Consider the following 26,320-nt stretch of genomic DNA (forward strand, 5'->3'; position numbering starts at 1 on the left):
TCGCTCGCTGTTCACCTACGAAGGTCTCGCTGCCCATCATGTGCCCGGGGCGTCGTTCCAGAGGTCGACGTGCAATCGAGGGGTGTACCGGTACCCGTACGCTGTCGCGAGCTCGGCGACTTCGTTCCGGGATTCGTCCAACTGGTCCCGAGTCGTTCCCTCCGGCATCAAGAGGACGTCAGAATCCGGAACTGTCGTCTGCGTCGCAGCGCGGATCTTCTCGACGAGCGTCTCGATCTCGGCCATATCTTCCGGGCCTGTAACGACGAACTTCAACTGACTCTCGTACTCGTCGACGAGATCCGCGAGGGCAGTCACGTCGATACGGCGCTGTTCGTGCCGCTCGGCCCAGTCGCCGTCCCCCTTCGGGTCGGCCTCCGCGGTCGGGGTACTGCTCGCGAGTTTCGGGCTGATGCTCGCGAGGTCGATAGCCGCGTCCCGGTAGATCGTCCCGTTGGTCTCGACCGTCGTGTGATAGCCGGCTTCCGCGAGTCGATCGAGCAAGGTGGCTGCGTCTTCGTGCATCATCGGTTCCCCACCTGTGAGGACGACGTGCGATGCCGCACTGTAGGACGTGACCTTGGAAACGATCTCGTCGACGTCCATCCAGGTGTGCGTCGGTTCCCAGGACGTGTGGTAGGAGTCACAGAACCAGCAGCGGAGGTTACACCCGCTCGTCCGGACGAAGACGGTCGGGACGCCCGCGAGTTTGCCTTCCCCCTGCAGCGAGTAGAAGAGTTCGTTGATCGGGAGTGTCGCCTCGGAGTCCGTCGCTGGGGATTCGACCTCGGTATCGGGATCAGCGTTGACCGGCATCAGTACGTGGCGCAGAGTTCGTTCGTTTCACTCACTTCGACGGAGACGTCCGAGACGGTCTCGGGACACGCTTCGAGCAGTTTCCGTTCGAGCAGGACCGACATGACCTCGGCTGTCGGGGGGTGATCGAGAACGACGACTGCATCCTCGTCGCCACTCTCCCGGAACGCCGGAACGAGTGGGTCGCCGCGTTCGAGAAGGAACCGATGATCCCACTCGGATATTATCTCGGTAATCTCGCTTTTGTCGACGATCCACCCCTCGTCTCTGAGTTCCCCGGTCACGGAAACCGTGATCTCGTAGTTGTGCCCATGCGGCCGCGAACACTTCCCGTCGTGGTGTTGTAGCCGATGACCGGCACTGATCCGGATCGGATTGTCGTCCCCAACGCGGAGTGTCCGCTCGCTTGAACCGAGTGCATTCTCTTGTATATCTGCTCTCTGAGTCATATCTGAAGAACCTCTGAAGAATACTAAAATCTATCCATACCTCGAATTTTGTCACTGGGGGATGATCCGGGTCAGACAGCTCGGGTTGATCAGGGTAAACGCCCCTCGTATCTCATCTAATCGTGATATCGAACGTAGTCGCGCTACTGCAGGGAGGACAGCGGTACGATTCCCCGTCTACCTGCCACGGCGACTCGTCTTTCGTAAACCTCGTCCCGCAGAACCAGCACGTCGCGTAGTTTCTCCTGAGGGCGTCCGATGCGCCCTCGCCTCTTCGTAGCACGATAAAATTGCATCGTACCTCCGAGGAAGAGGGGCTAGTAACCGACCGATCACGCGAGGAAATCCGAGCGGATTCGGCCGTTCGTGCCTCTCGTCAGCCGTCGAGCGTGATGGTTCGGTCGGCCCACGTCCGCAGTCGCTCGACGACGTCGCGTTCCCGAGCGGAAACCGGGTTGTCGGTCCCCAGTTCGTCACTCTCGAACGCGTTGAGAACGGCCGTTTCGGCGGTGTCGCAGTAGTCGAGAAGCCGCTCGACCTCTCCAGACGCGTGCTGGTATCCGATCGTGACGTCGTTCACGAAGACGGCCGCGGGAGCAGCGGGGGCGTCCGCGAGCCGGTCGGCGACCGCCATGGCATTTTCCCTGGCGAGCTCGCGCATTTCCGCTTCACTCTCGCTTTCGGACCGGGGCGCGTGAGCGTCGACTGTCCCGACCCAGACGTCCGTCGGGATGTCCGTATACCGTTCCAGCCGGCGACCGAGGACGGTCCCGTTGTGGTCGTACTCCGGGCCGAATTCGAGGAGAACGACGTCCGCCTGCCCGTTCCGGTCGATCCACGCCTCCAGAGCGCGGGCAGTAAGTTGCGTCTTGCCGGCCTGGGAGGGGCCGACGATCAGCGTCGTCCCGTCGAGCGGAAACCCCAGTTCAGTCACGCGAACGCGCCCTCCCCCTGAATGAACTTCCCGAACACCCCGAGCGTCCCCAGTCCCAGCACGACGGCGAAGAGGAGGATCGCTCCCGACAGCGGGCCGATGCCCGCGGCGATCTGCTCCCTGACGAAGTTCGCCGCGAGCGTTCCGGAGACGAACAGCAGGGCGAGCCCGGCGAGATTCGCGACCGTCGAGTTCGGTTCGGGAACCGCCGACGAGTTGAGCAGAGACAGCACGACCGCGATCGCGAACGGCGTTCCGACGGTCCCGATCGCGAGCACGAGCGCCAGCTGACTCAGGACCGGCCCGCCGATGAACGCGCCTGGGGCCGAGAGGAGGGCCGCAACGACGAGGAGCCCGCGGTATCGGTCGTCGTCGAGTGTCGTTCCCCAGCCGAGTTTGTCCGCGAGGAGGAACGGCGGGACGATCGTGTTCGCACCGAGCGTCGAGACCGCCGCGCCCAGAAGGCCGACGAGGAAGAGCGACTTCGCGAACGGTCCCGCGAGCGGTCCCAGCGCCTGTGCCGCTTCCACGGTGGAGAGGTCGCCCGAGGTGAGGACACTCGCCGTGACGAGGTAGATCGCGACGCTGTACGTCCCGAACGCGACCAGCATCGACGCGACGACGTCGAACGTCGCGAGATCGGAGTCGTCGGCGGTCCACCCGCGTGCACGCATCGTGTAGGAGTGCATCGTTATCAGGGTGATGTGGACGGCACCGCCGAGGATCCCCGCCGCGACCAGCGCGCTCCCGGACGGGAGCGATGGGACGAGTCCGCCGACCGCTGCGCCAGAATCGATCGGAACTACGAACAGCGACGCGACGAACGCGACGACCACGCCGCTGACGAGGACTTTGGCGGCGACTTCGAGGAACCGGTACCCCCGAGAGGCGAGCCCGACCGCGAGGACGCCCGCCCAGACGACCCCCCAGAGACGGCTGTCGACGCCGGTCACGGTCGCCGAGACGCCGGCGACGGTCTTCATGATCAACAGCTGTGCGGCCCCGGCCGCGACCACCACGTCGAGGACGAGCAGCCAGGCCCAGGTGTCGCCGAGTTGGTCAGTGACGACGCCGACGATACCGCGTTCGGTGAGCAGTCCGAGGCGCATCGCGAGATACTGGGCGAACGCCCCGGCGACCGCGGAGAGGACGACGACCCAGAACAGGCGGTATCCGAAGGCACCACCGGCGGTAATGAGCGATCCCATCGTCGCCGGGCCCGCGGCGATCGCGCCGGCGACCCACGACGGCCCCATGTTCGAGACGAACGACTTCACCCGACCGGTCGATGTCGGTTCCCCGCTACCCGTCTGCGTTTGCATACCACCGGTTCGGAACACGCGCCGTATGAAGGTTTCTACACGGTGGTATCACCTAGTGGTAACCGTCCGGTCGTTCCTGGCTGGCGCTGACTGCCCAAGCAGCTGAAAGCGGGGTCGGCGCCAGTGGACAGCAGCACATGTCGGCGAAGATCTGTTCGGACCGTCAGACCCCCATCGCTCAAGTTTCGGATCGACGTCGCGATCACGTCACAAAACGGTGCGAAACGCGACGACGGCACCGACGCCGGCGACGAGTGCGAGGAAGATGTTCTCCGTCCGCCAGGCGACGATGGCGACGACGCCACCGGCGAGCCACTCCGGGGGACCACCAGCGGCCAGTTCCGGGCCGATAACGGCGACCACGATGGCCCCCGGAAGCACTTCGAGGGCAGCCTCGGCCCGTTCGCTGATCCCGACGTGGGTTATCAGCCACAGTCCGCTGGCCTTGGTAAGATACGTGGCGAACGCCATAGCCAGGACGACACCGACGACTGTCGGATCGAGGGCGAACGCGTCACTCATGGCGGACTACCTCGACGACAGCGGCGGCGAGTCCGCCGGCAATGACGTGCCACTGGCCGGACAGCAACTGCGAAGTCCCGAGCGCTGTTACTAGCGCGACCACCCAGGGGATAGCCGTCGACGACCCGTCCCAAAGTTCCACCGCGAGTGCGACGAACGTCGCAACGAGGACGAAGTCCAGCCCGAACGTCGCGGGGTCGTCTATCACGCCGCCGACCGCGACGCCGACGATCGACGAAGCGACCCAGAACACCCAGATGGCGAGGCCACTTCCGAGCAGGAACGCACCCCGCCGACTCCCCGACGTGAACTCGCGCATCGTCAGCGCCCAGTTCTCGTCGGCCATGAAGAACAGACTGAGGTACGCCCGCGCCCCGGACAGATGCCGGAACCACGGCCGCAGCGCCGCGCCCATCAGCGAGTACCGGAGGTTCACGGCGAAGACCGCAAACACGACGGCTGCGACCGGAATCGGATCGGCCCACAGCTCGACGGCGATGATCTGGGAGGCGCCGGCCAGGACAGTCGCACTCATCAGGGCCGCCTCAGCAACGGTCAGCCCCGCCCTGTCGGCGAGCACGCCGAATGCGATCCCGTACCCGGCGACGCCGAGCGCGATCGGTACACAGGTCAGGAATCCGCCGCGTATCCCTGCGCGATCGAACGTCACTTCGTTCGGAGCAGTGGCCGCCGCCGCATCTGGGTCATCCGTCGCTCCGTCCGCCGACTGGTCTCCTTCGGAGGGCTGGTCATTTGCGGTCATCTCTGGGAGGGCACTCCAGTTCTACCGGCGCCGGACCGCCGCCACACGGACGCCGTCACCTGTTTCGATGCGACAATGCGACTAAACGATGGTGAAACGCGCCACGCGGGTCTCGCCCTTGCGTGGCCACAGCACGGTCACTGAAATTCCCCGATCGAGACGATTATTCCGTGGTCGACGGATTGGCTCGGAAGGGTGGAGTGTCGGGTCCGCTCGAAAGGCCGTCCCAGACCACGAGGCGGCTGTAGTCAGTATTCGCCCTCGACGCAAGTGCGAACGGCATCGTCGGAATAGAGGACGTCGGAGAGGGCGACAGCGAAGCCCGCCACGGAACTGTACTACAGAACCAACCAGCACCGCGCTCCGGACGGTACGCGGCGAGCGGGGCGGGCCGATAGGAGACGCTCGTCCATCCGGGTATCCGCTCAGGGAGACAACCGCACTCCTGGAGGACCGAACGGATGAGGTGGGAAAGTCCCAGTGTGTGCAACCCCGGGTCGGGCTCGTCACTGAAACCCCAGCCGACGACACTTTCTTCGCTCTCCCAGTTACGTCGGTTCGCGGGCCAGTTGCCGTGGGATATATATGCGATACTAAGTACGTGACGATGTATGCGATCACCGTCGCTTCTCCTCGTGGCCGTCCTCGTCGTGTCGGCCCTCCCAGTCGGGTCGGCGGTCGGGACCGTCGATCAGCAGGGTGGCCCCGCCTCGGCGCTCTCGGACGCCGCGTCGGACGAACTGGTCGTCGAGACGACCTTCTCTCTCGAAGGGACCGACGCCGACGAGATCCGGGTAGTCCGTGAGTTCCACGTGGGAGACGGCGTCCGGACAGTCGGGGAGTCGATCACCCATCCGATCGACGACGTCTCGACGCGGAACGTCCGCCGACGCGGCGACACCTTCGAGTGGGACGGGAACGGCGATGTCGCGCGGATCGAGTACGTCGCACGGGCCGATCACCTCGGTCCGGGGCCGGTCGGAACGACCCGCGGAGAGGGGTACGCCGTCGTGGGCGCGACCTACGACAGTATCCGCACGGACGCCGACCGGCTCAGTACCAACGTTTCAGTCGACGGGGAGGGTGCGACGGGCGAGCAGTTCGCCGTGCTGGGTGGCTACGACGAGTACGGTCGCGACACGTCGACGGGCGAATACCGGGTCGTCGTCCCCGACCACGTCGACTTTCGCGGGAACGCTACCGTCATGCTCGACGCGATCGAGGACACCGATACGCAGGTGAACGTCGGGGCCGACCGCGACGGCGAAGCCACGTACTTCGTGGTGGATCTAGATATCGGCGGGGTCGCCGGGCGGACCTTCGAGTCGCGTGCGACGGGTAACACCGCGGGCGACGTTCTCCTGCGGAGCGGAACCAACGTCGCAACTGTCGTCCACGAGGCTGTCCACCAGCAGTTACAGGCGTACACGGCTGACGACTCGACACGGTGGACCGTCGAGGGGGGCGCCACCCACTACGAAGACCTGTTGCTGTGGCAACACGGCCTGTACGACTTCGAGAACTTCGTCCAGGAGACCGCGGTGAGAGACGTCGACGCGGACGCTCGGTTGGTCGAGCCCGATAGCTGGGCCGACTGGCGCACCCCGTACTCCCCCGGTGCTCGCGTCATCGCCTATATCGACCGCGAACTACGGGCGGCGACTGACAGCGAGCGAACGTTCGAGGACGTCCTCCGTCGGATGAACGACCACGAGGGCACGCTCACCCACGAAGAGTTCCTCGAGATCGTCGAAACCGTCGGGAGTCCGGGACTCGCCGGGGAGGTCGACAGGTACGTGACCACCGACGAGCGGCCGCCGCAACCTTCGAACCCGTACGCCTACACCGAACCGGAGATCGACTCGCAGCTCTCGTTCACGGACGAGAGCCCGGTGGACCGCGGTGGCGGACAGCACCGGCGAGTCCACGTCACGCTCGAGAACAGCGGCTCCGAGCGAAGCGGCATGGTCGGATTCAACGCCACGCTCCCCGAGGGCTGGAACCTGACGGGAGTCGCGCCGGCGGCGAAGGGGGCCCGATACATGCACGACGATCCGGTCCCAGGCGCGGACAGGGGGTACTTCGAGGTCCCGTCGAACGACAGCAGGGGGTTCGTGTTCTACCTCCGACTCCCGGACAACCGGACCGAGGGCGACTACGATATCGATATCTCGGCGCGTGACCTCGCCGGGCAGTCGCCGACCACAGCAGGGACGATCGAGATAGAACTGCCGACCGACGATAGAGAGAACGACGACAGGGAACGCGACGAGGAGGCCCAACTGACGGGTGCCCCGCCTAACTCGTCCCTCGAGAAGTCTCTCGACTCGTCGGCCGTTCTGGGGACGGCGACTCACGAGAACAAGACGGTCCCAGTCGTCGAACGAGGGGTGCCGGTGAACCTTTCGACCCGTCTCCAGAACGATACCTATCCGGTCCACAGCTACCAGTTCTCGCAGATTCCCGGCCTGGCGACTCACTCCCAGAACGGGACGTTCTCACTGACGCCGAAGACCCAGGGGCCGAAACACTATCACGTCATCGCGGCCCTCGAAAACGGCGAGAGCGTCGAACGCCGGTTCTGGCTCCTCGTCAACGATCCGCCGCAGGTCTCGATCGACAGTCAGTCAGCGTACTTCGACCCCACAGTGACGATGGAAGCGCGGGTGGACAACGATTACGGCGATCACGAGATCGTGTGGCTCGTCGACGGCGAACGGGTCGGGACCGGCGAAATGTATCGGTACGAGCGGACCGACTCACCGGCCAACGTCACGGTCGTCGTCCGCGACGAGTACGGTGCGACCCACCAGGACTCGAAGACAGTCGCTGCCCAGTCGTTCCCGGTCGCGGTCACGCGCGCACCCGTCGAATCGCTGTCGGACCGTCCCGTGATCGGCGGCCTCGGTGTGTTGGCGGTCGTCACGCTCCTGTTGGGCTTTCGTCGCGTCTTCTGATCAGCGCTCGAGCCGTCGTGGCTCGTCACGCTGCTGTCCACCGACAACGCATTCGAAAACGAACCGCCTCGGTCAAGAATATCTCCCCGTTGGCACCTGTTCACGCGATGAACACCTGTTCAGCGGTAATTTATACGGGAACGAATCGCGAAGCGAACGTATGCGTTCGATCCTGACAGACGAGACGGCCGAATACGTCCGCGAGATGCAGCCGGACGTCGACGACCATCTCGAAACGATGGAAGCGTACGCTCGCGAGAACCGGGTACCGATCGCGTCGCGCGACGTCGCACAGTTCCAGACCATGCTCGTCGAAGCGACTGGCGCGGATCGCGCGCTGGAGATCGGTACGGCGATCGGGTACACGACAGTTCAGATCGCACGCGCTGGGGCGGACGTCGTGTCGCTCGAACGTGACCCGGACCGAATCGAGGTCGCCGAGCAGTTCGTCGCCGAAGCCGGCGTCGAGGGGTCCGTCTCCATCGAGCGGGGCGATGCGACGGACCTGCTCCCCGAACTCGACGGCGAGTTCGACCTCGCGTTCATCGACGCGAAGAAAGACGAGTACGAGACGTACCTCGAACACGTGGTTCCGCTACTTCGCCCCAACGGCGTACTGGTCGTGGACAACCTCTTTAGAGGGGGCCGAGTCCCGGAGGCCGCGGTAACCGACGAACAACCGGACACACGCGTCGAGGCGATACTCGAATTCAACGACCGGTTTCTCGACCATCCACAGCTCGAATCGGTACTACTGCCGCTGGCGGACGGAACAGGATTCGCAGTGAAATCGGAGTAGCCGTCGCAAGCGCGTGCGAGTACTTCGGCCACGATTTCGATTCCATCACTCATCTTCCAACACATGAACCTCAAACGTGACATCCAATACGTCGAACGCGAGAGCGGCCCGCTGGCGCTGGATCTATATCTCCCGGACGACCGTCCGGAACCGACACCCGTCGTCATCTGGATCCACGGTGGTGCGTTCCGCCACGGGAGCCGCGCCGACGTCGGGCCGGCACGGCGGCAAGTAGAACGCGGATACGCCGTCGCGAGCGTCGATTACCGACTGAGCGGGACGGCGACGTTCCCCGCACAGATACGCGATTGCAAGGCCGCGGTCCGATGGGTCCGGGCGAACGCTGGGGCGTACGCTCTCGACGCGGACCGGATCGCCGCGTGGGGCGCCTCGGCTGGCGGCCACCTCGCCGCGCTCGTGGGAACGACGGGTGACGACGCGTCGTTCGGCGAGCCGGACGACTATCCCGACCACTCCGCGGCGGTACGGGCAGTCTGTGATTACTTCGGGCCGACGGACTTCCTCTCGATGAACGAGGCCGGGAGCGAACAGGACCACGAAGCGCCGGACTCCCCCGAGTCGGAACTCATCGGCGGGCCGATCCACGAACATCCCGACCGAGTCGAACGCGCCGATCCAGCGACGTACGTGGACGGCGACGAACCGCCGTTTCTGATCGTCCACGGCTCCGAGGACCCGATCGTCCCCCACGACCAGAGCGTCTCCCTCCGGGACGCGCTCCGAGACGCCGGCTCGCCCGTCTCGCTGCACACGGTCGCGGGGGCCGGACACGGTGGCTTCGAGGACCCGGACGTGGACCGGCTGGTCGACGACTTCTTCGACGAACAGATAGGGCGCGAGTAACCTCGCTCAGTCAGTGTGTCTCGGGGGATCGAACCCGGTCCCGTCTGCTACGGCGTGTCCTCGGAGGGTGCTGTCCGCTGCTCGGCCTCGAACTCCTGTCCGGTGTCCGTCTCGGTGGGGAGTTCCGCCGCGAGACGCTCTGCAATGTCCGGCCCGAGTACGGCCGCCAGTTCTATCGCTCTGGACTCGGGCGACTCGACCTCCAGAGCGTCCCGGAGGTACCACGAGACGGTCACGTACGTCTCGTGAAACGCCGCGGCACGTTCTCGACCCGTCTCGGTCAGCGACACGCCTCGGTACGGCTCGTAGTCGACGAAACCGTCTTCGTCGAGGCGTTTGAACATCTCGGTGACCGACGGATGGGACCTGTCCAGCAGATCGGCGACGTCGCTCGTCTGCAGCGGCGGGGAACCGCGATGCGAGAGCACGTACAGCGCGAGGAGGTACTGGGGGACGGCGCTCACCGTGGCTCACCCCGTTCGTTCGAGTACCGGACTGCCGACGTATCTCCGTTCATCGCCGATCAGTCGTCGCGGAGGGTGGGGTGCGTGACCTGTTCGCCGGAGTGGGGTTCGGCGAACCGCTCCCGCATCGTCGCCAGTGCCCGGGCCTCGCGACGCTGGCGTTCGCCCTCGTCGATCTCCTCGCAGCCAGGCGGCACCTCACGTCCGCGGTCGGTGAAATACCCGGACGGCGTTACCCAGTCGTGGTAGAACGGTCGACCGTCGTCTTCCAACACCGTCACGGCGACCTCGGCACCGTGGCCGGCACAGACGATCGCCTGATGTGGTTTCCCGGCGAGGCGTCCGGCCGCGTACAGCCCGTCGACGTCGGTCCGGCCGCGCTCGTCGGTGCCGACGTACGGCTTCCCGCGGTCGACGATCTCTACGCAGTCGAGGCCGTCGAGGTACTCGGTCGCGTTCTTCGTCGCGGCGACGACGTATTCCGCGTGGAACCGCCTGCCGTCGGCGGTTTCGACCGCGAATCCCTCACCGTCCCGGGTGACGATCTTCACGGTCCCCGTGTGATGTTCGCAGCCGGGATCTCTCGCTTGTGCGCGCATCAACTCCAGCAGCTGTCGCGGATTGACGCCAGCCGGGAACCCGGGGAAGTTTTCGAGATGCGCGTTTCGCCGCAGGATAGACTCCTCAGCGTCGATCACCGCGGACCGCAATCCGTTCCGGGCGGTGAACAGCCCCGCCGTGAGTCCAGCGACACCACCACCGACGACGACGATGTCGTATTCAGCGTTCATCAGTTCCACATCTCGCCGCTTGAGTCTCTCGTGCAGTCGGTGGTGGTGAGAACCGATCGTCTCCTGTCTCTGTGGAACTGGCGCGTGATTCTGGGCTCATCGAACGTCATTCCGATTGATGGAACCTTATTAATTCCCGGCTTACGTCCGTTCATGGCCTGAACAGGGACACTCTCCGCTCAGGCATCCGCGACGAGGAATGCGCAGGTCAGCGATGTGGAGACGCAAGCGTTCGGGTCACGACAGCCGTCGGTTCACGAGATCGAGGGCGTACCGCTTCGATCGGGGTGTCTTCGTCGACGGTGCGGTGTACGCCGTCGGCGGCCCGACGATAGCTTCCATCGGCTCGGTCTGTCCCGACGATAGACTTAGTGATTCTCCGGTTACGACCGTTCACTCTGTGTTACGGGCCCGTTCCCCGTCAGGAGATTGGGTAACTACCAGATGACGAGATTTCCGTTTCGAGCCCCCGAGGTTTCGCTGGCTGCTTCCGAATCGAACCGCTCGCGAGCGAAGTAGGAAGTGATTTAGGCCGGCCTAAACAACGCCGATCCCGTGACTATCGCAAACCCAGCCGGCCACGCCGAGTGTGAATGTCTGCTGCCGGACGACGACGCGATCGAGACCGTCGCGTTTCTCGCACGCTCGGAACATCGGATTCACGTACTCTCTCTGCTGAGCGATGGCGGTCGCCGACGAGCAGCGATACGCGAAGCGGTCGATGCGACGCGCGTAACGTTGAGTCGTATCCTCAACGACCTGCAAGAGCGAACGCTCGTTGCCCAGCGGTCCTCCGGAGACGCGTACGAGCTGACGCAGTACGGCGAACTGGTGTACCGGGACCTCAAGCAGTTACTCGACACGGCTGCGTTCGAACGGGTGGGCTCTACCGGAGGGGATCGGCGGGGAGTTGACGGATCCGATTCCGATCGGTGCTGTCCCGGAATCACTGGATCGCTGTCTCGCGACGTGGAGGATCACCTCTCTGTCGCGCGCCGGGTCGCGAACCGGGACGACGCGATCGAGACCGTCGCGTTTCTCGCACGCTCGAAACATCGGATTCACGTGCTCTCTCTCCTGAGCGATGGCGGTCGTCCGCGCGACGAGATTGCCGAGGAGCTCGATGCGACGCGAGTGACGTTGAGTCGGATTCTCGGCGACCTCGAAGACCGAGAGTTAATCGCGCGGCAACTGCCCGGCAACTCCTACGAGTTGACGCGGTACGGGGGATCCGTGTCCCGGGATTTCAGGCGGTTACTCGGGACAGTCTCGGTGGGACAGGTGGACGCTGCGGTGCTGGACCGCCTGCCGGTCGACTGGCTGGACTTCGACCTCCGCTGTCTCACAACTGCCGAACTGGTGACCGGTAACGGAGACGACCCGATGTCTGCCGCCCGCGCCGTTGCAAGCAGCGTTCGGCACTCGTCGACGCGGCTTGCGCTCCTCGGGACTTTCCTCTCGCTCCCCTTCCACACGTTCGAAGACGCGTTGCGAAACGGAGATGAACCCGATGGGGCCGTCGTTTTCGACGCGAACGTCACGCAGACGATCGCCGACGACCCGACCCTCTCAGAGCAATGGCGAAAGATAGAGGCGATGGCCGAGCGGACGGTTTACTACAGTATCGACCAGCAGATCCCCTGTGGAATCGCCGTTCACGACGACGAAACGGCGTTTCTGACTATCGACCGCAAAGCGGACAACGGATTCTACGTTCTCAGGAGTACGCACCCCGACGTGGTCGAGTGGGCCAACCGGACCATCACAGACTGGCGAGCGGAGGCGATTCCGCTCCGTAGCTGCATCGACGGGTGAACTGGTTTCGGCATCCGCGGACATCACACCGAAACGACGGTTCCGAGCGGTGTACACGGTGTGAAACACCGCAAGGGAAGAATCACTAATACGATTTAGGCGAACCTAATCTGTGATGGCACGTAGACGGCAACTACTCGTAGGTACCGCAAGTCTCGTCGCTACAGGCGTCGCGGGATGCTCCAGCAGCAGTGGGGGTTCGGGCGACACGGCTGCGTCTCCCGCTGACTCGTCTTCGGAGACGACTGAAACGCCCGCGGGGGAAGCCGAGGCGACCACAGAGCCGACTGAAACGACGGCGGACCCCACGCCGTACACGGTCGAGATCGCGCCCCACGGCGAGTTTACGTTCGAGGAAGTCCCCGAGACGTACACGGTCATTCCGAGCGTCTACCTCGATATCGGCATGGCCCTCGGGAAACAGCCGGTGGCGGCGACCGACATGGCGCGGGCGCCGACGAAGTTCTACGACATCCTCCCCGACGTCGAATTCAACGAGGACGAGATCATGGCGCTGGCGACCGGCTCCGAATCGGGGTACGACAAGGAGAACTTCCTCGCCGCCGACGCCGACGTCAACCTCATCGATCCCCGGGGTCTGGGCCGGTTCACCGACTGGGACGACTCGGACATCCGGGAGATCGAAGAGGCGACGGGTCCGTTCATCGCGACGGGGATCCGGTTCGGACCGGCTCACCCGTTCGGAAACGAACAGGACACCTACTACGAGCTCTACGACGTCTTCGAGAAGATCGCGACGGTCTTCCAGCGCCAGGAGCAGTATCAGGAATGGGTATCGATCCGCGAGGAGATGATGGAGACCATCGAGGCCGAGCTGCCGCCCGAGGGCGAACGTCCATCGGTCATCGCGCTGTGGCGCGGCGTCGACCCGACGACCGGGGAGTTCTACCTCTCGGTCGTCGACCAGTACCAGAACCAGACCCTGCCGCTCTACCGACTCGGTTTCGAGGACGGCTACGACGCGGAGATCCCGGGCGGCGGTACGATCGGGTACGAGGAGTTGCTCGACCACGACCCCGACTACCTCGCCGTCGTCGGTTCGCTGACCTCGGATACCCACGAGCAGTTCGTCAACAACATCGTCGAGCCCTTCGAGAACGATCCGAACGGCCAGGAGCTCACCGCCGTCCAGGAGGGGAACATCCTCCGTATCGGCGGGCAGTATCAGGGACCGATCGTCGACCTCTTCGCCACGGAAGCGGTCGCGAAGATGGCCTGGCCCGACAGCTTCGGCGAGTGGCCGGGTCCGGTCGACGAGGTCCCCGAGGACGAGCAACTGTTCGACCGACAGCGGGTCAGCGACGTCATCAACGGTAACTTCTAGGGATCGATGGCGAAGGTATTCGACCGGCTCGCGGAGCTGCGCGCCGCGGGGAGCGACTGGTTCGTCAGCTCGAAGCTCGCCGTCATCGTGATCGGCTCGCTGGCCGTCCTGTTGGCGTCGACGATCCTGCAGGTGAGTTTCGGCGCGTATCCGCTGACCGTCGGGGAGGCGTGGCAGACGGTCTTCGACACGGAGATACTGTTCAACGCCGACGTCTGGCGGTGGACGTTCCTGGGCGCGGACAGCCCCGACTGGATGACGCGCCGGCAGACCGTCGTGTGGAGCCTCCGACTACCGCGCATCCTCGTCGGTGCGATCGTCGGTGCGAACCTCGCCGTCTCGGGCGCGATCTTCCAGATCATCACGCGCAACGAGCTCGCGAGCCCGTACATCCTCGGCGTCAGCGACGGCGCCGGGCTGGTCGTGCTCGTCTTACTGACGGTGGCCTACGAACTGATGCCGTTCCTGCCGTTCCTGGCAGCGCTCGGCGGGGGACTCGCGTTCCTGCTCGTGTACGCTATCGCGTGGAAGAACGGCACCAGTCCCGTCCGATTGGTGCTCGCCGGCGTGGTGGTCGGAACCGTCTTCGGGTCCGTCCAGCGCGCGCTGTTTTTCTTCATCGACGACCTCGGGGTCGCGATGTCCGCCCAGGCCTGGCTCTCGGGGAACCTCATGAACGCCGGGTGGCAGGAAGTGCGTATCGCGCTCCCGTTCACCCTCCTCTCGATGGTGCTCGCGTTCGCCGTCACGCAGGAGCTTGACGTGCTGGCACTCGGCGAGGACCGGGCGGACTCGCTGGGGATGCCCGTCGAGAAGATGCGGTTCGCCCTCGCCGGTATCGGCGTGCTCTCGACGGCAGCCGCTATCGCCGTCGCGGGTCTCATCGGCTTCGTCGGCCTCATCGTTCCGCACATGGTCCGGAACATCGTCGGTAGCAACTCGAAGGCACTGCTCGCGGGCTGTCTGTTCCTCGGGCCCGCGTTGTTAGTCAGTGCGGACGTCGGTGCGCGGCTCGCGCTGAGCCCGGCACAGCTCCCGGTCGGCGTCATCACCGGGATCGTCGGCGGCCCGTACTTCCTCTACCTGATGCGAAAAAAAGAGAACCTGGGTGAAGTGTGATGAGCGACGGACAACCGTCGCAGGTAGATCGGAAGCAAAGCGACGACGCAACCGGCGACCAGATCACCGCGAACGAGCGGGCGACGACGGAGACGGCGGACCTCAGCGGGACGGACCTCGTCCTCGGGTATCCGGGGACGGACGAGCCAGTCATCGACGGGCAATCGATCGCGGTTCCGACGGACGAAGTGACTGCACTGATCGGGCCCAACGGGAGCGGCAAAAGCACGCTCCTCAAGGGCCTCGCGGACAAGATCGACCCCGACGAAGGGACGGTTCTCGTCAACGGCCGAGCGATCGACTCGTTCGGGTCGAAAGAGCTGGCCAGGGAGCTCGGTCTGCTCTCCCAGGAGAACGTCGCGCCAGAGGGGATCTCGGTCGAGGACCTCGTCGAGCGCGGCCGGTATCCCCACACTGGTTTCTTCGAATCGCTCGACGACGAGGACCAGGCGGCCGTCGACGAGGCGATCGAGCTGGCAGGCGTCGGCCACCTGCGCGAACGGGAGTTCGGCAGCCTCAGCGGCGGGCAGAAACAGCTGGTCTGGATCGCGATGGCGCTCGCCCAGGAGACGGACGTGTTGCTGTTGGACGAGCCGACGACGTTTCTCGATCCCCAGCACCAGCTCGAAGTGATGGAGATCGTCGAGACGCTCCGCGACGAGAGCGATATGACCGTCGTGCTCGTCCTCCACGACATCGGCCAGGCGGCCCGCCACGCCGACCACGTGGTCGCGCTCAAGGATGGTTCGGTACGCGCCCGCGGATCGCCCGGTGAGGTCATTACGCGACAGCTCCTTGCAGATGTCTTCGACATCGAAGCCGTAGTCATCGAGACGGACTACGGCCCGCAAGTCGTCCCAATAGATCCGCTCAGCGACAGTAAGTCACAAGACGGTACTCTCCGATCCGGACAGGACGAGGCGGGGGCGGATCCCGACGCCACCGAGTCGGGTTAGATCCGGCAGAATATTCGACGAACGAGAATGACTCACAAACTGGAAACTGACGGGCTCACGTACCGAACAGCGGATGAGACGGTCTTCGAGGATGTCTCGGTCGCCGTCGAGACCGGCGAGACGGTCGCCGTCGTCGGTCCGTCGGGCGTGGGGAAGTCGACGTTCCTGCGGTTGCTCGTCCGGCTCGACGAACCGATCGACGGAACGGTGTACTACGAGGGCCGCGACTACCGGGAGATGGATCCGCAGACGTTGCGCAAGCGGGTCGGACTCGTCCCGCAGCACTCGGCGCTGGTCGACGGCACCGTCCGGGAGAACGTCACGCTCGGCCCGCGGCTGCGCGGCGAATCGGTCGACAAGCCGGACGTGACGGCGACGCTCGATCAGCTTGGACTGCCCAATACGGCCGACCGGGCCGTGGAAACGCTCTCCGGCGGTGAGAAACAGCGGGTCGCGATCGCCAGAACCCTGCTGAACGAGCCCGAGGTGTTGCTGCTGGACGAGCCGACCGGGAGCCTGGACGCCGAGACCGAGCGGACGGTCGAGGCGTTCCTGGGAGAGATCAGCGAGAACCGGTCGCTGACGTGCGTCGTCGTGACCCACGACAGGCGGCAGGCCGAGCGGCTCGCTTCGCGCGCCCTCGTGTTCAGCGCGGACGGCGTCGAAGCGACTTCGATCGAGCGACTGGGGGAGGTCGTCGGATGATCGTCGACCAGTTCCGCGATCCCGCCGTCGTCCAGGGCCTGTGGCAGGTGGCTGCCGCAGCTGTGCTTGCGGCCGTCGTGATCGGGGTCGTCGCATTGCGGGGGCTCGCACTCCAGCGCGAGTGGGGGATCGCGATCGGTCGCGGATTCGTCCAGATACTACTGATGGGGACGGTCGTCGGCCTCCTGTTCTCGCTCCCGTTCGCACTGAGCGGGGTCGTCCTTCTCGGGATGATGCTCGGCGGCGCGTGGATCGCTCGCTCGCGGGCGGAGGAGATGCCCGGTGCATTCCGGATCGCGACGGTCGGGATCGTTCTCGGAGCGGGTTCGGTCATCGTCACGATGACGGCCGCCGGCGCTATCGACCGGACCGTCCGGGACCTCATCCCAGTCGATAGCATGATCATCGCCAACGGGATGAAACCGAGTTCGCTCGCGCTGGACCGGTTCAGCGGTGAAGTGGAGACGCACCGAGACGAGATCGAGGCGACGCTCGCGCTCGGCGTCTCGCCCTCGAAAGCGGTGTCGCGGTACGTCGAGCGCAGCGTCCGCGCCGCGCTCATCCCGACGGTCGATTCGCTCCGCAGTCTCGGCTGGGTCTGGATCCCGGGACTGATGGCGGGGATGATCATGTCCGGAGAGAACCCGGTCTACGCCGCCGAGTACCAGTTCGTCGTGATGGCGATGATCTTCGGCGCGGCCGGACTGTCGAGTCTCGTCTGTAGCCTGGTCGTCGAGCGATACGCGTTCACCGACGCCCAACAGCTCAAGCAGTTCGACGCCGGTCCCGAGGAGCGCGCCTGAAGACTCCGCGTCGAACAATTGACCGAGTCTCTCATGCATCCGGTCCGCAATCGAACGTAGCGGGCGTCGTCGAACACAGAACGGGGCTACTCTCGGCCGCTCGATCGACTGCTATCCGTGAAAGGCTCCTGCCTCACTCTTTGATCCGGAAATGCTCGAAGTCGCAGTGTCCGTCCGCACTGGCGGTGTCGGGCGACCGAACGGCGAACAGGCCGATCTTGGCGCCGATCCAGCGTCCCTGCTGGGCCTGGAACGGCGACCCGATCGGTTCGAAGTCGTCCTCGCCCGTCGCGTACCCGAACTGGACGCGACCGCCGTCTTCGACGGTCGCCCGCAACTGCGCAGACGAACGTTCGAGTGACACCCGCTCGTCCACCGTATCGGCGTCACCGTCCGTCGGGTCGGTGTTGCGACCCTGTACGAGTTCGGGGCCGTCGGTGGTCCGGCGAACGCTGAGGTAGGCGTACTTCTCGCCCATGACGAGGAGGCCGCCGTGTGCGGCGTCTGCTTCGAGGTCGCAGTCGATCTCGGTCGTCGCCGTGAACGACGGTGCGGGGAACTTCTGGAGGAGCAGGTTCGGGACGGGCCAGAGGGTCTCGGCGTCGTCGGGGGCGTGGGGGAACAGGCGGAGCGCATCGGGGCGGTCGGTGAGCGAGTACCAGCCGTACTGGGGGTTCCCGTGCCATTGCCACTGGAGTCCCAGACGCGCCGACTCGAAGTCGTCGGAGGTCTGGGGCACCATCTCGGGCAGGTCGTCGGCAGCGATATCGGGTTTCTCGTGGGTCCGGACCGGCTCGCCCGTGCCGTCGCCGTCCTCGTCGCGGCCGATGACCGGCCAGCCGTCCGCCCATTCCATGGGCTGGAGGTGGGTGATCCGGCCGTACGGGTCGAGTTCCTGGAAGTGGACGAACCAGTCCTCGCCGCTGGGTGTGTCGACCCAGGCGCCCTGGTGGGGGCCGTTGACGTCGGTGTCACCTTGCGCGAGGACGATCCGGTCCTCGTAGGGGCCGTAGACGTCCTCGGAGCGCAACACGGTCTGCCACCCGTCGCTGACGCCGCCGGCCGGCGCGAAGATGTAGTAGTCGCCGTCCCGCTTGTAGAACTTCGGTCCCTCGATGGTCGGGTGGTCGTCGTGGCCGTCGAACACCTCGCGGCTCTCGCCGGTGAGGCGGGTTCCGTCTTCCGCCATCGGCGCGACGTGGATGACGCTGTTGAACCCGGCGCGACTCTTTGCGAAGGCGTGGACGAGGTACGCGTCGCCGTCGTCGTCCCACAGCGGCGCCGTGTCGATCCACCCCTCGGCCTCGTGGACGTGATAGAGGTCCGACCACTCGCCGCGGGGGTCGTCGGTCTTCGTCATGAAGACGCCCCGGTCTGGGTCGCCGTAGAAGATGTAGAACGTCCCGTCGTGGTAGTTGAACGAGGGCGCCCAGACGCCGTTGCCGTGCTGCGGGCGGTCGAAGGCGGGCGGCAGTTCGTCGATGGCGTGGTTGATCAGCCGCCAGTTCACGAGGTCGCGGGAGTGGAGAATCGGCAACGCCGGGACGCAGTTGAAACTCGACGCGGTCATGAAGTAGTCGTCGCCGACCCGGACCACGTCGGGATCGGAGTAGTCCGCGTGGACGATCGGATTCTGGTACCGGTCGTCGTCGAGATTGGGATCCCATACCTTGGGTGTGCCTCTCATATTGGGAGAGGTCCAGTAACGAGGAGAAAAACGTTCTGTTCCCGGCGACGGCCGGGATTCGTGTGGGGGGAGTTCTCGGTGTCCGCGTCGGAACCACTCGCCCCAGCGGTGGTCGGCTACGGACTCCGGTTCTCCGGGATACTCCGGCGGTTCCGCGACCGACGCGGATCGTAGCTACACGCGCATCGAGCTCGGCCCCCGGTCGACCGACCGCGCTGGGTCGCGTTTTGCACGGCGATCGGCGCTCAGTGTGACCGAATCCAGCAGTTCGCCGAAACCCCTGTTTTCGGGTCGTGACACGCCGCTTTCTCAGCTTGTGAAGACGGGGGCACACTCGTTTGGAGCCCGTGAAACGACGGTTCGAGCGCTCGAAATCCGGGCCCTGTTTTAATCACCCCCGTCGATAATGGGGTGATACCGTGTCCCCGATTCCGCCCTGGATCGACGAACGGATCGAGCGGAATCTCGACAACGCCCTCACGCAGGAACACGTCGTCGAGACGATGCTCGAGTCCGACCGCCCGTTCTTCTCGATCCGCCAACTGCACGCGCGCGTCAAGCCCGACGTCAGCAGGGCGACCGTCCGCAACCGGCTCCGGGAGCTACAGGAGATCGACGTCGTCGCGACGGAGACCTATCCCGACTCGATCACGCTGTACTACGTCGATCACCCGGAGTCGGAGTGGCCGCTCTCGCCGGAGGGCAAGCGCGCGCTGCAGACAGACACCCCGCTGGATCGGCTCTCCACCCGCGGATTCCTCACGCTCTCGGACACGGCCGGAATCCGCACCCTCGTACTCGCCGGGCTCCAGCTGAGCCTGATACTGCTCGCCCTCGGCAGCGTGCTCACGATCGGCGGGCTCGACGTGCGCGGAACCCAGAGTGACGTCGTCCTCTGGGGCACCGCGTTCGACCTCCTGTTCGTGAGTCTGGGGCTGCTCGGGGCAGAGCGGATCGCCCGCTGGGTCCGCGATCGATTCGGTCCGCTGAACCTCCTCCCCGAGACGTAACCGAAGATTCGACACCCTGTAATCGACACAACCATGACCTCCACACCACCCGCATCCGGTCCAGAGTTGCTCGACGAACGCTCTCTCGGTGGCATCCTCGTCCACCTGCTCGGGCTGTTCACCGGTTTTCTCGGCCCGCTCGTCGTGTACGCTGCGTCAGATCACGCGTTCACGCGGACGAACGCCCGCTACGCCATAAACTGGCACCTCAGCGTCTCCACGCTCGCGCTCGTCGCGTTCGTGACGTTCCTCCTCGGTGCCGACGACCTCACCGTGGGCGGGCAGACGACCGACCTATCGCTGTTGCCTGCGCCGCTCGATGCGGTGTTCGGGGTCGTCGGGACGGTCCTCCTGCTCGTCCTGGTCGCCGCGATGTTCCTCACGTTCGCCTACGTCGCTGTCGCGACGGCGAAGGCGATCTTCGGGTCGATCTGGACGTATCCCGGCGCGCTCGATATCGTCGGGTGAGTCTCCGGACGGCGGGACCGCGCGTGTGTCTACCACGCCTCAATCAGAACTAATACGCCCACCGTCGTGAGTCGTAATTGAAGCGTTCGACGCCAACCACGGTGATTCCGCATGACGATCGCAAAACTCACGCCGCGGCAGGTTCGCTCCCTCGAAGCCGCGGATGTCCCGTTATCCCGACGCGATCTGCGTGCGGAACCGGGCGAACGCCGGTGGAAGCCGGGTTGCCTCGAAGGTCACGGCAAACCCGCTTCCGGTGACGTCCGGACGACCGTGCCCGCATAACGCGACCCCACACACGGACTACCCGTCTGGGGCCGGGGAACACGGGCCTGTTACGACCGCTCGCCCAGCGACGGTTCCGTCCCTCGGATGGGATCGGACCGCCCGAGATGACTGGGACCACGCCGACCGCGATCAGCCGCGGCACTCCGCAGCTCTGGGCGATTACGCTGGCCGCGGTCGCGACGCGCGTTCGAGTTTCGAACCCGAGTGACGCACCGGGGATGCTCATCGAGGCAGGCGGCTCCCGCCGGCGGATTCGCAGCGAATCCCCGGCGGAGTCGAGTCCGGAAGGGCTTGCGACCTGCACAGGCCGATGTGGCATTCCCGACCGCTCGCGCGGTCCAAGCACGCCCGGCGTGACGGGAGCTACGGCAAGCGTTCGCCACGGCCCCGTCGCGTGAGCAGACGTATCGATGAATGACTATTCGGGTCGATGGTCCAGCGGCCGAAGATCCGTGCCTTGGGTGCACGGGACCGAGGTTCGAATCCTCGTCGACCCATCGGGTGACCGGATGCGCGCCGGTTCGGTCCGGTCCGGTTTCACCCTCCGGCGGAATTTCCCTAGCTCGGCCAAGGGACCGTGCTGGAACCACGGTGCCCGCACAGGGCACGGGCGTTCGAATCGCCCTTCCGCCGTCCGGCGGGGAGCCCGATGACCTCCGAACGGAGCGAGGGCTCGCGCTCCAGTGGAGTAGCAGGCCAAACTCGCGGCCCTCTCGAGGCCGAGCCCCCGGTTCGAGTCCGGGCTGGAGCACGTGGATCACCCGCTCGCGAAGCCCGCGCCAGTAGTCCAGTTCGGTCAGGACGCCGGCCTCCCACGCCGGAGGCCTCGGTTCGAATCCGAGGTGGCGCACTGCGGGCCGCAAGCAACCACGGTGGTGCGGCGGGCTCTTAACCCGCGCTATGCCGGGTTCGATTCCCGGGCGGCCCGCTGCGGGCCGGTAACTTAGCGGCCAAGTGGTCGACTTTTAATCGACTGTTCGACGCGGGTTCGAGTCCCGCTCGGCCCTTCTGCCGGGAGGTCTCGCCTGGTGCGGGAGCTCGGTTGTTACCCGACTCGTGCGAGGTTCGAATCCTCGTCCCGGCGTTTCGCGGGCTTCGTGCCCGGTCTGCGCTCCCGGAGTCCCCGCTGGCGAGGGACGCTGCCCTTTCGAGGCAGAGTTCGAGGGTTCGATTCCCTCCGGGAGCATCGGGGGCGGCCGTCCAGACGGAGCGTTACTTCCTCAGGCGCCCGGCGGGTTCAAATCCCGCATCGCTCCGTCGGTTTCCCGGCCGTCCCATCGCGATACGCACGTCTCGGCGGCGACCGTCGAGCAGGAGCGTTACTTCGCTCTGTACGCGATGATCCGGGTTCGAATCCCGGCGCGCTGTCGGCACTGCCGGCAGCCGTCCGCCGGCCGAACGCAAAGGCCCCGGGCGTGGACGCAGCGTCCAGCGTGGTTCGGCAACCGCTCACCGCTCCGGCGATTTTCCGGTCGCCACCACGCGTACGTGGTCGTCGAGCCGTCGCGTTCCTTCGCCTCATCAGCGGGCGATCCGGGTTCGAGTCCCGGGGGCGGAACCTCCGCCCTAGTGTAACCGGTAACACGCCGTTCCACACGCGACGGCGATCTTCCGACCACCGTCCTCGCCGCTCACTCGGGAGCGCGTCGCCTCAGTGGGGGTTTTTGCCCTCGTGGGCGACGGTGCAGGTTCGACTCCTGCCGGGGACGTCCGCCGCTCGCGAGTAGCAGCGGCACCCTTCGGGGTCGCCAGTTGCGGCTCCGGTGATAGCATGGAATTCAACGACACGAAACAGACGGTCGCGGACGCGACGCGGACCACCAACGACGAGGGTGGTGAAGCGTTCGAGCCCGCCGACCCACGGCTCGCACTGTACAAGCGAACGATCAACCAGCTGCTGGAGGACTCCTATTACGATGACGACGAGGAACACCTCGCCGCCGTCGTCGAGCGGTTCGACGCCGCCGCGGCCGAGGACCCCGAGTTCGTGCTCAAGCTCGCGGCCTACGCCCGACAGGAACTCTACCTGCGAGACGTCCCGCAGCTCCTGCTCGTCCTCGCGGCCAACGACGACCGGTTCAAGGACGACTCCGACGAGTCGCTGATCCGCGAGTGGGCGCCCGCGGTCGTCCGGCGGATGGACGAGACGGCCACCGCGCTGGCCGTCCACGACGACTGCTTCGGCGGGACGGCGCCGTGGCCGCTCCGACGGGGGATCGAGGACGCGCTCGTCGGGATGGCCGACGAGTACACCCTCGGGAAGTACGCGCTCCCGCGGCGCGAGGTGACGCTGCGGGACGTGTTCAACCGCGTCCACCCGGCCCCAGTGGACGAGGAGCAGGAGGCCCTGTTCGAGCGGTTCATGCGCGGCGACCTGGACGACTACCCCGAGGTCGAACCGCTCCCCTCCCCGAACACCTGGGAGACGGTGATCTCCGAGCGCGGCAACACCCGCGAGGCCTGGGAGACGCTGATCGAGAGCGAGGACCACTCGCTCCCGATCTTCGCGTCGATCCGGAACCTGCGGAACATGCTGGAGGCCGGCGTCCCCGAGGCGACGATCGTCGACCACCTCGACCTCGAAGCGGTGCGCCGCGCCCCGCTGTACCCGTTCCGGTACTATCAGGCCTACAAGGCCCTGCAGGAAGCGGGGATCGACGCTCCCGCGGTCGAGCGCTGGCTGGAGCGGGCCGTCGACGCCTCCGTCGAGCAGGTGCCCGAGGGGCTGGGCGACACGTTCGTCGGCGTCGACCTCTCGGGGTCGATGGACGCGTCGCTGTCGGACAACAGCGCGCTCCGGTACAAGGAGATCGGTGCGCTGTTCGGCGCGGTGCTGGCCGAGCAGGGCGCCCGCGTCGGCGGGTTCGGCGACGACTTCCGCGAGGTGTCGACCCACGTCGACACGCCGGTCCTCCAGCGCCAGCGGGCCGTCCTGGGCGTCGACGAAGCGGTCGGGCACTCGACGAACGGCTGGAAGGTGCTCACGCACCTCCGCGAGGAGGCCGTCGCCGTCGACCGCGTCGTGCTGTTCACCGACATGCAGATCTGGGACTCCCGGTGGGGCGTCGACGACGACGCGATGACGGTCCGTCGGGCGTTCGAGGCGTACCGCGAGTCCGTCGCGTCCGAAGCCTCGCTGTACACGATCGACCTCGCGTCGTACGGCGACCTCGTCACCCCAGAGGGGTACGAGAACGTCTACAACGTCTCGGGTTGGTCGGAGAACGTCCTCTCGTTCATCGAGCACGCCGAAACGCCGCGGCAGGTCCTCGCGGAGATCGACGCGATGGAACCGCCTTGACGCGCCACCGCTCCCGCTGCCCCCCGTCTTTGCGCGCGAGTAGTGTAGTCCGGCCTATCACGCGGCCGTGCCACGGCCGCAACGGGCGTTCGAATCGCCCCTCGCGCATCCGAAAAGTGATCGATTGGAGTTCGACGGCAGTTCACTCCGCGAACCGCCGTATCAAGAGGTAGGCGTACACCGCTGTGCCGACCCCGACGAGCAGCGCCGCCGCGGCACGGAGCCCTCGGAGTTCCAGCCCCGCGGCGATCGCCTGTCCGAACGTCCCGACCGCGATCAGGCCAGTCGTTGTTCGTGCCGTTCGCTCCGTCGCGCCGCGGAACTGGCCGTTCGTCACCGGGAAGAACTGGTAGGCGTACCCGACGACGGTCAGGATCAGGAAGCCGTCGAGGACGACCGGAACGTGGATCGAGATCGCGGCTCCGCTGCCGTCTCCGAGAGCGTAAACGGCAGCCCCCACGGCGACGACGCCGGCGAGCGCGCCGAGCGCGATGCCGTAGAGGCCTACCCGCTTGCTGTCCGTTCGGTGCACTACGACGGCGACGAGCGCGGCGTACCCCGCCATCGCGGTGAACTCGGTGATCGCGCCGACCAGGAACCACGGCGGCCGCCAGAACTGCGTCGCGAGGATCCCGGGGCCGACGGCGCCGCAGGCGAGGACGAGCCACGAGAGCGACGCCGGCGGCGTGACGTGGAAGAAGCCGGTCAGGAGTCTGCACCCGAGCGCGAAGATCAACAGCGCGACGAACCCGGTCCCGTAGAGGTGGACGACCGCGGGCAGGCCGCCACCCAGCAGCGGTCGAGACCCGACCGCCGTCGAGAGGAAGGCGAGGGTCCCGACGAGGAGATACCCGACGGCGACCGGGATTACCATCGTCGCGAGGCGCGTCGACTGGCGTTCTCGCGCCCCTGACAGCCGTATTCCGCTCCCGTTCTCGGACGTGATGGCCGGGACCACCGTCCAGCAGAGCGTCCCCGCGAAAATCGCGACTCCCGCGGTCCACAGGACCGCCCCCGCGGCCGCCAGCGGGGCATCGACCACTAGCAGTTCGTGGCCGGCCAGCAGGCCGACGGCGCCGTAGGTCAGGACGAAGTGGACGCCCGGCAGTCGCTGCGCGGCGAGGGTCCGACCGACGTACGACGGGAGCAGCAGGTACGCCATCCCGAAGACCATCGGCAGGACGGCCCCGAAGAGGCCGACGACGGCGACGACCCGGTAGGAAGCGTCGACGAGGAACGCGACCTGCAGCGCGACCATCGACAGGGCGCTCCCGACCGCGAACGAGCGCGTCCATCGGCTCGTCCCGCCCGAAACGGCCACGTCTATTCCCTCCTGCTCGCACGAGACGGCGTTCGTGGCCGGCCCCGGACGTTCCCGTTCGGTTCGAGACGGCGCTCGGCTGGCACCACTGTCGAACGCGAGGGGCCGTTCGGACAGGAACCTGTACCCGGAGATGTTCGTGCGGTCCACCGGCTGCGGCACGGTTTGGCGATCACGGCCGGGTAGTCCGCTGCGTCAGAACGGCGCGTCGGGCGACCCGCGGCTGGCGCCCTCGTTCTCCTTCGCTCGCTCCATCGGCGTCGATCCGACTTCGGGGCTCTCCTCCGGGTCGACGGTCGCGTCGCCGGTTTCGAGGTACTTCCGTTCGAGTTCGGCGAGCTGCTCGCCGATCGCGTCGCTCTGGTGGTGCATCGGTGCCGGGCGGACGCGGACGAGGTCGTACTCGTGGCGGTCGGCGAGGCCGTTCCACGCGCGGAACGATCCGATTGTCAGCGTGTGGGTCTGCGGGCAGAACGGCGTCGTCGGCGTGAACTCCGCGCGCAGCACGCGGTCGATGCCGTCGGCCGAGATGGCGTCGGACGCGTCCGGGCGCTCGACGGCGTAGCGATAGCCCGCGTTCTTGTGTCGGGTGTCGAGGTTCAGCCGGGCGAGGTTGTAGTTGAACGTCATGTCGTAGACGGTCCGCTCCTCGAACAGCTCGCGGGTCAGCCGGTGGAACGCGAGGTGGTCGCAGCCGGCGAGCACGTCGTGACCGTCGAGGAACCTGCCGGGTTTCGGTGCGGTGTCCGGGGCGAACTCGTCGTAGGGCTCGAACAGCGCGTCGTCGTCACGGCCGAACGGGGACGGGATACTCGGCATGC

At 66.0% G+C, this 26,320-nt stretch carries 23 protein-coding genes and 7 tRNA genes; 19 read left to right on the top strand and 11 right to left on the bottom strand.

The annotated features are described in order from the left end of the window. Window positions 1-36 precede the first annotated feature (36 nt). The 6 genes from AB2U09_RS13245 to AB2U09_RS13270 all read right to left on the bottom strand — a co-directional run bounded on the left by AB2U09_RS13245 (window position 37) and on the right by AB2U09_RS13270 (window position 4,806). Window positions 37-816, bottom strand: a complete 780-nt coding sequence (locus AB2U09_RS13245; RefSeq protein ID WP_459193196.1) for a 7-carboxy-7-deazaguanine synthase QueE — start codon at window positions 814-816, stop codon at window positions 37-39. After that, the gene (locus AB2U09_RS13250) at window positions 816-1,265 is read right to left on the bottom strand and encodes a 6-pyruvoyl trahydropterin synthase family protein (protein WP_459193197.1); all 450 of its coding nucleotides are present in this window, start codon (window positions 1,263-1,265) and stop codon (window positions 816-818) included. The genes AB2U09_RS13245 and AB2U09_RS13250 overlap by 1 nt, the downstream gene beginning before the upstream one ends. Window positions 1,266-1,641: 376 nt before the next feature. Further along, on the bottom strand, window positions 1,642-2,199 hold the full coding sequence (locus tag AB2U09_RS13255) for a hypothetical protein (protein WP_459193198.1): 558 nt from the start codon (window positions 2,197-2,199) through the stop codon (window positions 1,642-1,644). Then, on the bottom strand, window positions 2,196-3,455 hold the full coding sequence (locus tag AB2U09_RS13260) for a divalent metal cation transporter (protein WP_459193281.1): 1,260 nt from the start codon (window positions 3,453-3,455) through the stop codon (window positions 2,196-2,198). The genes AB2U09_RS13255 and AB2U09_RS13260 overlap by 4 nt, the downstream gene beginning before the upstream one ends. Before the next feature lie 273 nt (window positions 3,456-3,728). Beyond that, window positions 3,729-4,043 (bottom strand): branched-chain amino acid transport AzlD family protein, encoded by a 315-nt coding sequence (locus AB2U09_RS13265; RefSeq protein WP_459193199.1) that lies wholly within the window; start codon window positions 4,041-4,043, stop codon window positions 3,729-3,731. After that, the gene (locus AB2U09_RS13270; protein ID WP_459193200.1) at window positions 4,036-4,806 is read right to left on the bottom strand and encodes an AzlC family ABC transporter permease; all 771 of its coding nucleotides are present in this window, start codon (window positions 4,804-4,806) and stop codon (window positions 4,036-4,038) included. Before AB2U09_RS13270 ends, AB2U09_RS13265 begins: the two co-directional genes overlap by 8 nt. 611 nt (window positions 4,807-5,417) lie before the next feature. Between AB2U09_RS13270 and AB2U09_RS13275 the strand changes: the two genes are divergently transcribed. The 3 genes from AB2U09_RS13275 to AB2U09_RS13285 all read left to right on the top strand — a co-directional run bounded on the left by AB2U09_RS13275 (window position 5,418) and on the right by AB2U09_RS13285 (window position 9,426). Beyond that, entirely contained in the window at window positions 5,418-7,763 is a 2,346-nt protein-coding gene (locus AB2U09_RS13275) for a M61 metallopeptidase family protein (protein WP_459193201.1), read from the top strand. Between the two features lie 160 nt (window positions 7,764-7,923). Continuing rightward, window positions 7,924-8,562, top strand: a complete 639-nt coding sequence (locus AB2U09_RS13280; protein ID WP_459193202.1) for an O-methyltransferase — start codon at window positions 7,924-7,926, stop codon at window positions 8,560-8,562. A gap of 63 nt (window positions 8,563-8,625) precedes the next feature. Beyond that, a complete protein-coding gene (locus AB2U09_RS13285) occupies window positions 8,626-9,426 on the top strand; it encodes an alpha/beta hydrolase fold domain-containing protein (protein WP_459193203.1) in 801 nt (266 codons plus the stop codon). Between the two features lie 47 nt (window positions 9,427-9,473). Here the strand turns inward: AB2U09_RS13285 and AB2U09_RS13290 are convergent, their stop codons facing one another. After that, window positions 9,474-9,890, bottom strand: a complete 417-nt coding sequence (locus AB2U09_RS13290) for a metal-dependent transcriptional regulator (RefSeq protein WP_459193204.1) — start codon at window positions 9,888-9,890, stop codon at window positions 9,474-9,476. Window positions 9,891-9,949: 59 nt separating this feature from the next. Next, window positions 9,950-10,681, bottom strand: a complete 732-nt coding sequence (locus tag AB2U09_RS13295) for an NAD(P)/FAD-dependent oxidoreductase (protein WP_459193205.1) — start codon at window positions 10,679-10,681, stop codon at window positions 9,950-9,952. A 555-nt stretch (window positions 10,682-11,236) separates the two neighbouring features. Between AB2U09_RS13295 and AB2U09_RS13300 the strand changes: the two genes are divergently transcribed. The 6 genes from AB2U09_RS13300 to AB2U09_RS13325 all read left to right on the top strand — a co-directional run bounded on the left by AB2U09_RS13300 (window position 11,237) and on the right by AB2U09_RS13325 (window position 17,424). Then, window positions 11,237-12,496 carry a helix-turn-helix transcriptional regulator gene (locus tag AB2U09_RS13300; RefSeq protein ID WP_459193206.1) on the top strand — a complete coding sequence of 420 codons (1,260 nt, stop codon included), beginning with the start codon at window positions 11,237-11,239 and terminating at the stop codon, window positions 12,494-12,496. 115 nt (window positions 12,497-12,611) lie between these two features. Next, entirely contained in the window at window positions 12,612-13,841 is a 1,230-nt protein-coding gene (locus AB2U09_RS13305) for an ABC transporter substrate-binding protein (protein WP_459193207.1), read from the top strand. A 6-nt stretch (window positions 13,842-13,847) separates the two neighbouring features. Further along, entirely contained in the window at window positions 13,848-14,960 is a 1,113-nt protein-coding gene (locus tag AB2U09_RS13310) for a FecCD family ABC transporter permease (protein WP_459193208.1), read from the top strand. Further along, window positions 14,960-15,916 carry an ABC transporter ATP-binding protein gene (locus AB2U09_RS13315; protein ID WP_459193209.1) on the top strand — a complete coding sequence of 319 codons (957 nt, stop codon included), beginning with the start codon at window positions 14,960-14,962 and terminating at the stop codon, window positions 15,914-15,916. The genes AB2U09_RS13310 and AB2U09_RS13315 overlap by 1 nt, the downstream gene beginning before the upstream one ends. A gap of 27 nt (window positions 15,917-15,943) precedes the next feature. Then, complete coding sequence (locus AB2U09_RS13320) at window positions 15,944-16,621, top strand: ABC transporter ATP-binding protein (protein WP_459193210.1); 678 nt, start codon at window positions 15,944-15,946, stop codon at window positions 16,619-16,621. After that, window positions 16,618-17,424, top strand: coding sequence for an ABC transporter permease (locus AB2U09_RS13325; protein WP_459193211.1), 807 nt, complete (start codon window positions 16,618-16,620; stop codon window positions 17,422-17,424). Before AB2U09_RS13320 ends, AB2U09_RS13325 begins: the two co-directional genes overlap by 4 nt. Window positions 17,425-17,557: 133 nt before the next feature. On the opposite strand, the gene AB2U09_RS13330 is transcribed toward AB2U09_RS13325, so the two are convergent. Further along, complete coding sequence (locus AB2U09_RS13330) at window positions 17,558-19,111, bottom strand: glycoside hydrolase family 43 protein (protein ID WP_459193212.1); 1,554 nt, start codon at window positions 19,109-19,111, stop codon at window positions 17,558-17,560. Window positions 19,112-19,530: 419 nt separating this feature from the next. Here AB2U09_RS13330 and AB2U09_RS13335 point away from each other — a divergent pair, with 419 nt between their 5' ends. The 10 genes from AB2U09_RS13335 to AB2U09_RS13380 all read left to right on the top strand — a co-directional run bounded on the left by AB2U09_RS13335 (window position 19,531) and on the right by AB2U09_RS13380 (window position 24,286). Beyond that, complete coding sequence (locus tag AB2U09_RS13335) at window positions 19,531-20,121, top strand: hypothetical protein (RefSeq protein ID WP_459193213.1); 591 nt, start codon at window positions 19,531-19,533, stop codon at window positions 20,119-20,121. Window positions 20,122-20,154: 33 nt separating this feature from the next. Then, window positions 20,155-20,589, top strand: a complete 435-nt coding sequence (locus AB2U09_RS13340; protein ID WP_459193214.1) for a magnetosome magnetite crystal formation protein family — start codon at window positions 20,155-20,157, stop codon at window positions 20,587-20,589. Between the two features lie 712 nt (window positions 20,590-21,301). Next, a tRNA-Pro gene (locus AB2U09_RS13345) sits at window positions 21,302-21,374 on the top strand. A gap of 180 nt (window positions 21,375-21,554) precedes the next feature. Continuing rightward, window positions 21,555-21,628: transfer RNA gene (locus tag AB2U09_RS13350), tRNA-Glu, on the top strand. Window positions 21,629-21,653: 25 nt separating this feature from the next. After that, window positions 21,654-21,727 (top strand) — tRNA-Gly (locus AB2U09_RS13355). Between the two features lie 4 nt (window positions 21,728-21,731). Further along, window positions 21,732-21,805 (top strand) — tRNA-Lys (locus tag AB2U09_RS13360). 4 nt (window positions 21,806-21,809) lie between these two features. Beyond that, window positions 21,810-21,884, top strand: a tRNA-Lys gene (locus AB2U09_RS13365). A 103-nt stretch (window positions 21,885-21,987) separates the two neighbouring features. Then, window positions 21,988-22,063 (top strand) — tRNA-Glu (locus tag AB2U09_RS13370). Window positions 22,064-22,648: 585 nt separating this feature from the next. Then, window positions 22,649-24,178, top strand: a complete 1,530-nt coding sequence (locus AB2U09_RS13375) for a TROVE domain-containing protein (protein ID WP_459193215.1) — start codon at window positions 22,649-22,651, stop codon at window positions 24,176-24,178. A gap of 33 nt (window positions 24,179-24,211) precedes the next feature. After that, window positions 24,212-24,286, top strand: a tRNA-Gly gene (locus AB2U09_RS13380). A gap of 34 nt (window positions 24,287-24,320) precedes the next feature. Here AB2U09_RS13380 and AB2U09_RS13385 read toward each other — a convergent pair. After that, on the bottom strand, window positions 24,321-25,499 hold the full coding sequence (locus tag AB2U09_RS13385; RefSeq protein WP_459193216.1) for a hypothetical protein: 1,179 nt from the start codon (window positions 25,497-25,499) through the stop codon (window positions 24,321-24,323). A gap of 195 nt (window positions 25,500-25,694) precedes the next feature. Further along, the gene (locus AB2U09_RS13390) at window positions 25,695-26,318 is read right to left on the bottom strand and encodes a DUF7998 family protein (RefSeq protein ID WP_459193217.1); all 624 of its coding nucleotides are present in this window, start codon (window positions 26,316-26,318) and stop codon (window positions 25,695-25,697) included. Between the last annotated feature and the right edge of the window lie 2 nt (window positions 26,319-26,320).

This window comes from Halosimplex yunnanense, from assembly GCF_054504345.1.

Coding starts and splice junctions, on each gene's coding strand:
- AB2U09_RS13245 (WP_459193196.1), bottom strand. CDS start 816: ATGCCGGTCAACGCTGATCCCGATACCGAGGTCGAATCCCCAGCGACG.
- AB2U09_RS13250 (WP_459193197.1), bottom strand. CDS start 1,265: ATGACTCAGAGAGCAGATATACAAGAGAATGCACTCGGTTCAAGCGAG.
- AB2U09_RS13260 (WP_459193281.1), bottom strand. CDS start 3,455: ATGGGGCCGTCGTGGGTCGCCGGCGCGATCGCCGCGGGCCCGGCGACG.
- AB2U09_RS13265 (WP_459193199.1), bottom strand. CDS start 4,043: ATGAGTGACGCGTTCGCCCTCGATCCGACAGTCGTCGGTGTCGTCCTG.
- AB2U09_RS13270 (WP_459193200.1), bottom strand. CDS start 4,806: ATGACCGCAAATGACCAGCCCTCCGAAGGAGACCAGTCGGCGGACGGA.
- AB2U09_RS13275 (WP_459193201.1), top strand. CDS start 5,418: ATGCGATCACCGTCGCTTCTCCTCGTGGCCGTCCTCGTCGTGTCGGCC.
- AB2U09_RS13280 (WP_459193202.1), top strand. CDS start 7,924: ATGCGTTCGATCCTGACAGACGAGACGGCCGAATACGTCCGCGAGATG.
- AB2U09_RS13285 (WP_459193203.1), top strand. CDS start 8,626: ATGAACCTCAAACGTGACATCCAATACGTCGAACGCGAGAGCGGCCCG.
- AB2U09_RS13295 (WP_459193205.1), bottom strand. CDS start 10,681: ATGAACGCTGAATACGACATCGTCGTCGTCGGTGGTGGTGTCGCTGGA.
- AB2U09_RS13305 (WP_459193207.1), top strand. CDS start 12,612: ATGGCACGTAGACGGCAACTACTCGTAGGTACCGCAAGTCTCGTCGCT.
- AB2U09_RS13310 (WP_459193208.1), top strand. CDS start 13,848: ATGGCGAAGGTATTCGACCGGCTCGCGGAGCTGCGCGCCGCGGGGAGC.
- AB2U09_RS13315 (WP_459193209.1), top strand. CDS start 14,960: ATGAGCGACGGACAACCGTCGCAGGTAGATCGGAAGCAAAGCGACGAC.
- AB2U09_RS13320 (WP_459193210.1), top strand. CDS start 15,944: ATGACTCACAAACTGGAAACTGACGGGCTCACGTACCGAACAGCGGAT.
- AB2U09_RS13325 (WP_459193211.1), top strand. CDS start 16,618: ATGATCGTCGACCAGTTCCGCGATCCCGCCGTCGTCCAGGGCCTGTGG.
- AB2U09_RS13330 (WP_459193212.1), bottom strand. CDS start 19,111: ATGAGAGGCACACCCAAGGTATGGGATCCCAATCTCGACGACGACCGG.
- AB2U09_RS13340 (WP_459193214.1), top strand. CDS start 20,155: ATGACCTCCACACCACCCGCATCCGGTCCAGAGTTGCTCGACGAACGC.
- AB2U09_RS13375 (WP_459193215.1), top strand. CDS start 22,649: ATGGAATTCAACGACACGAAACAGACGGTCGCGGACGCGACGCGGACC.
- AB2U09_RS13390 (WP_459193217.1), bottom strand. CDS start 26,318: ATGCCGAGTATCCCGTCCCCGTTCGGCCGTGACGACGACGCGCTGTTC.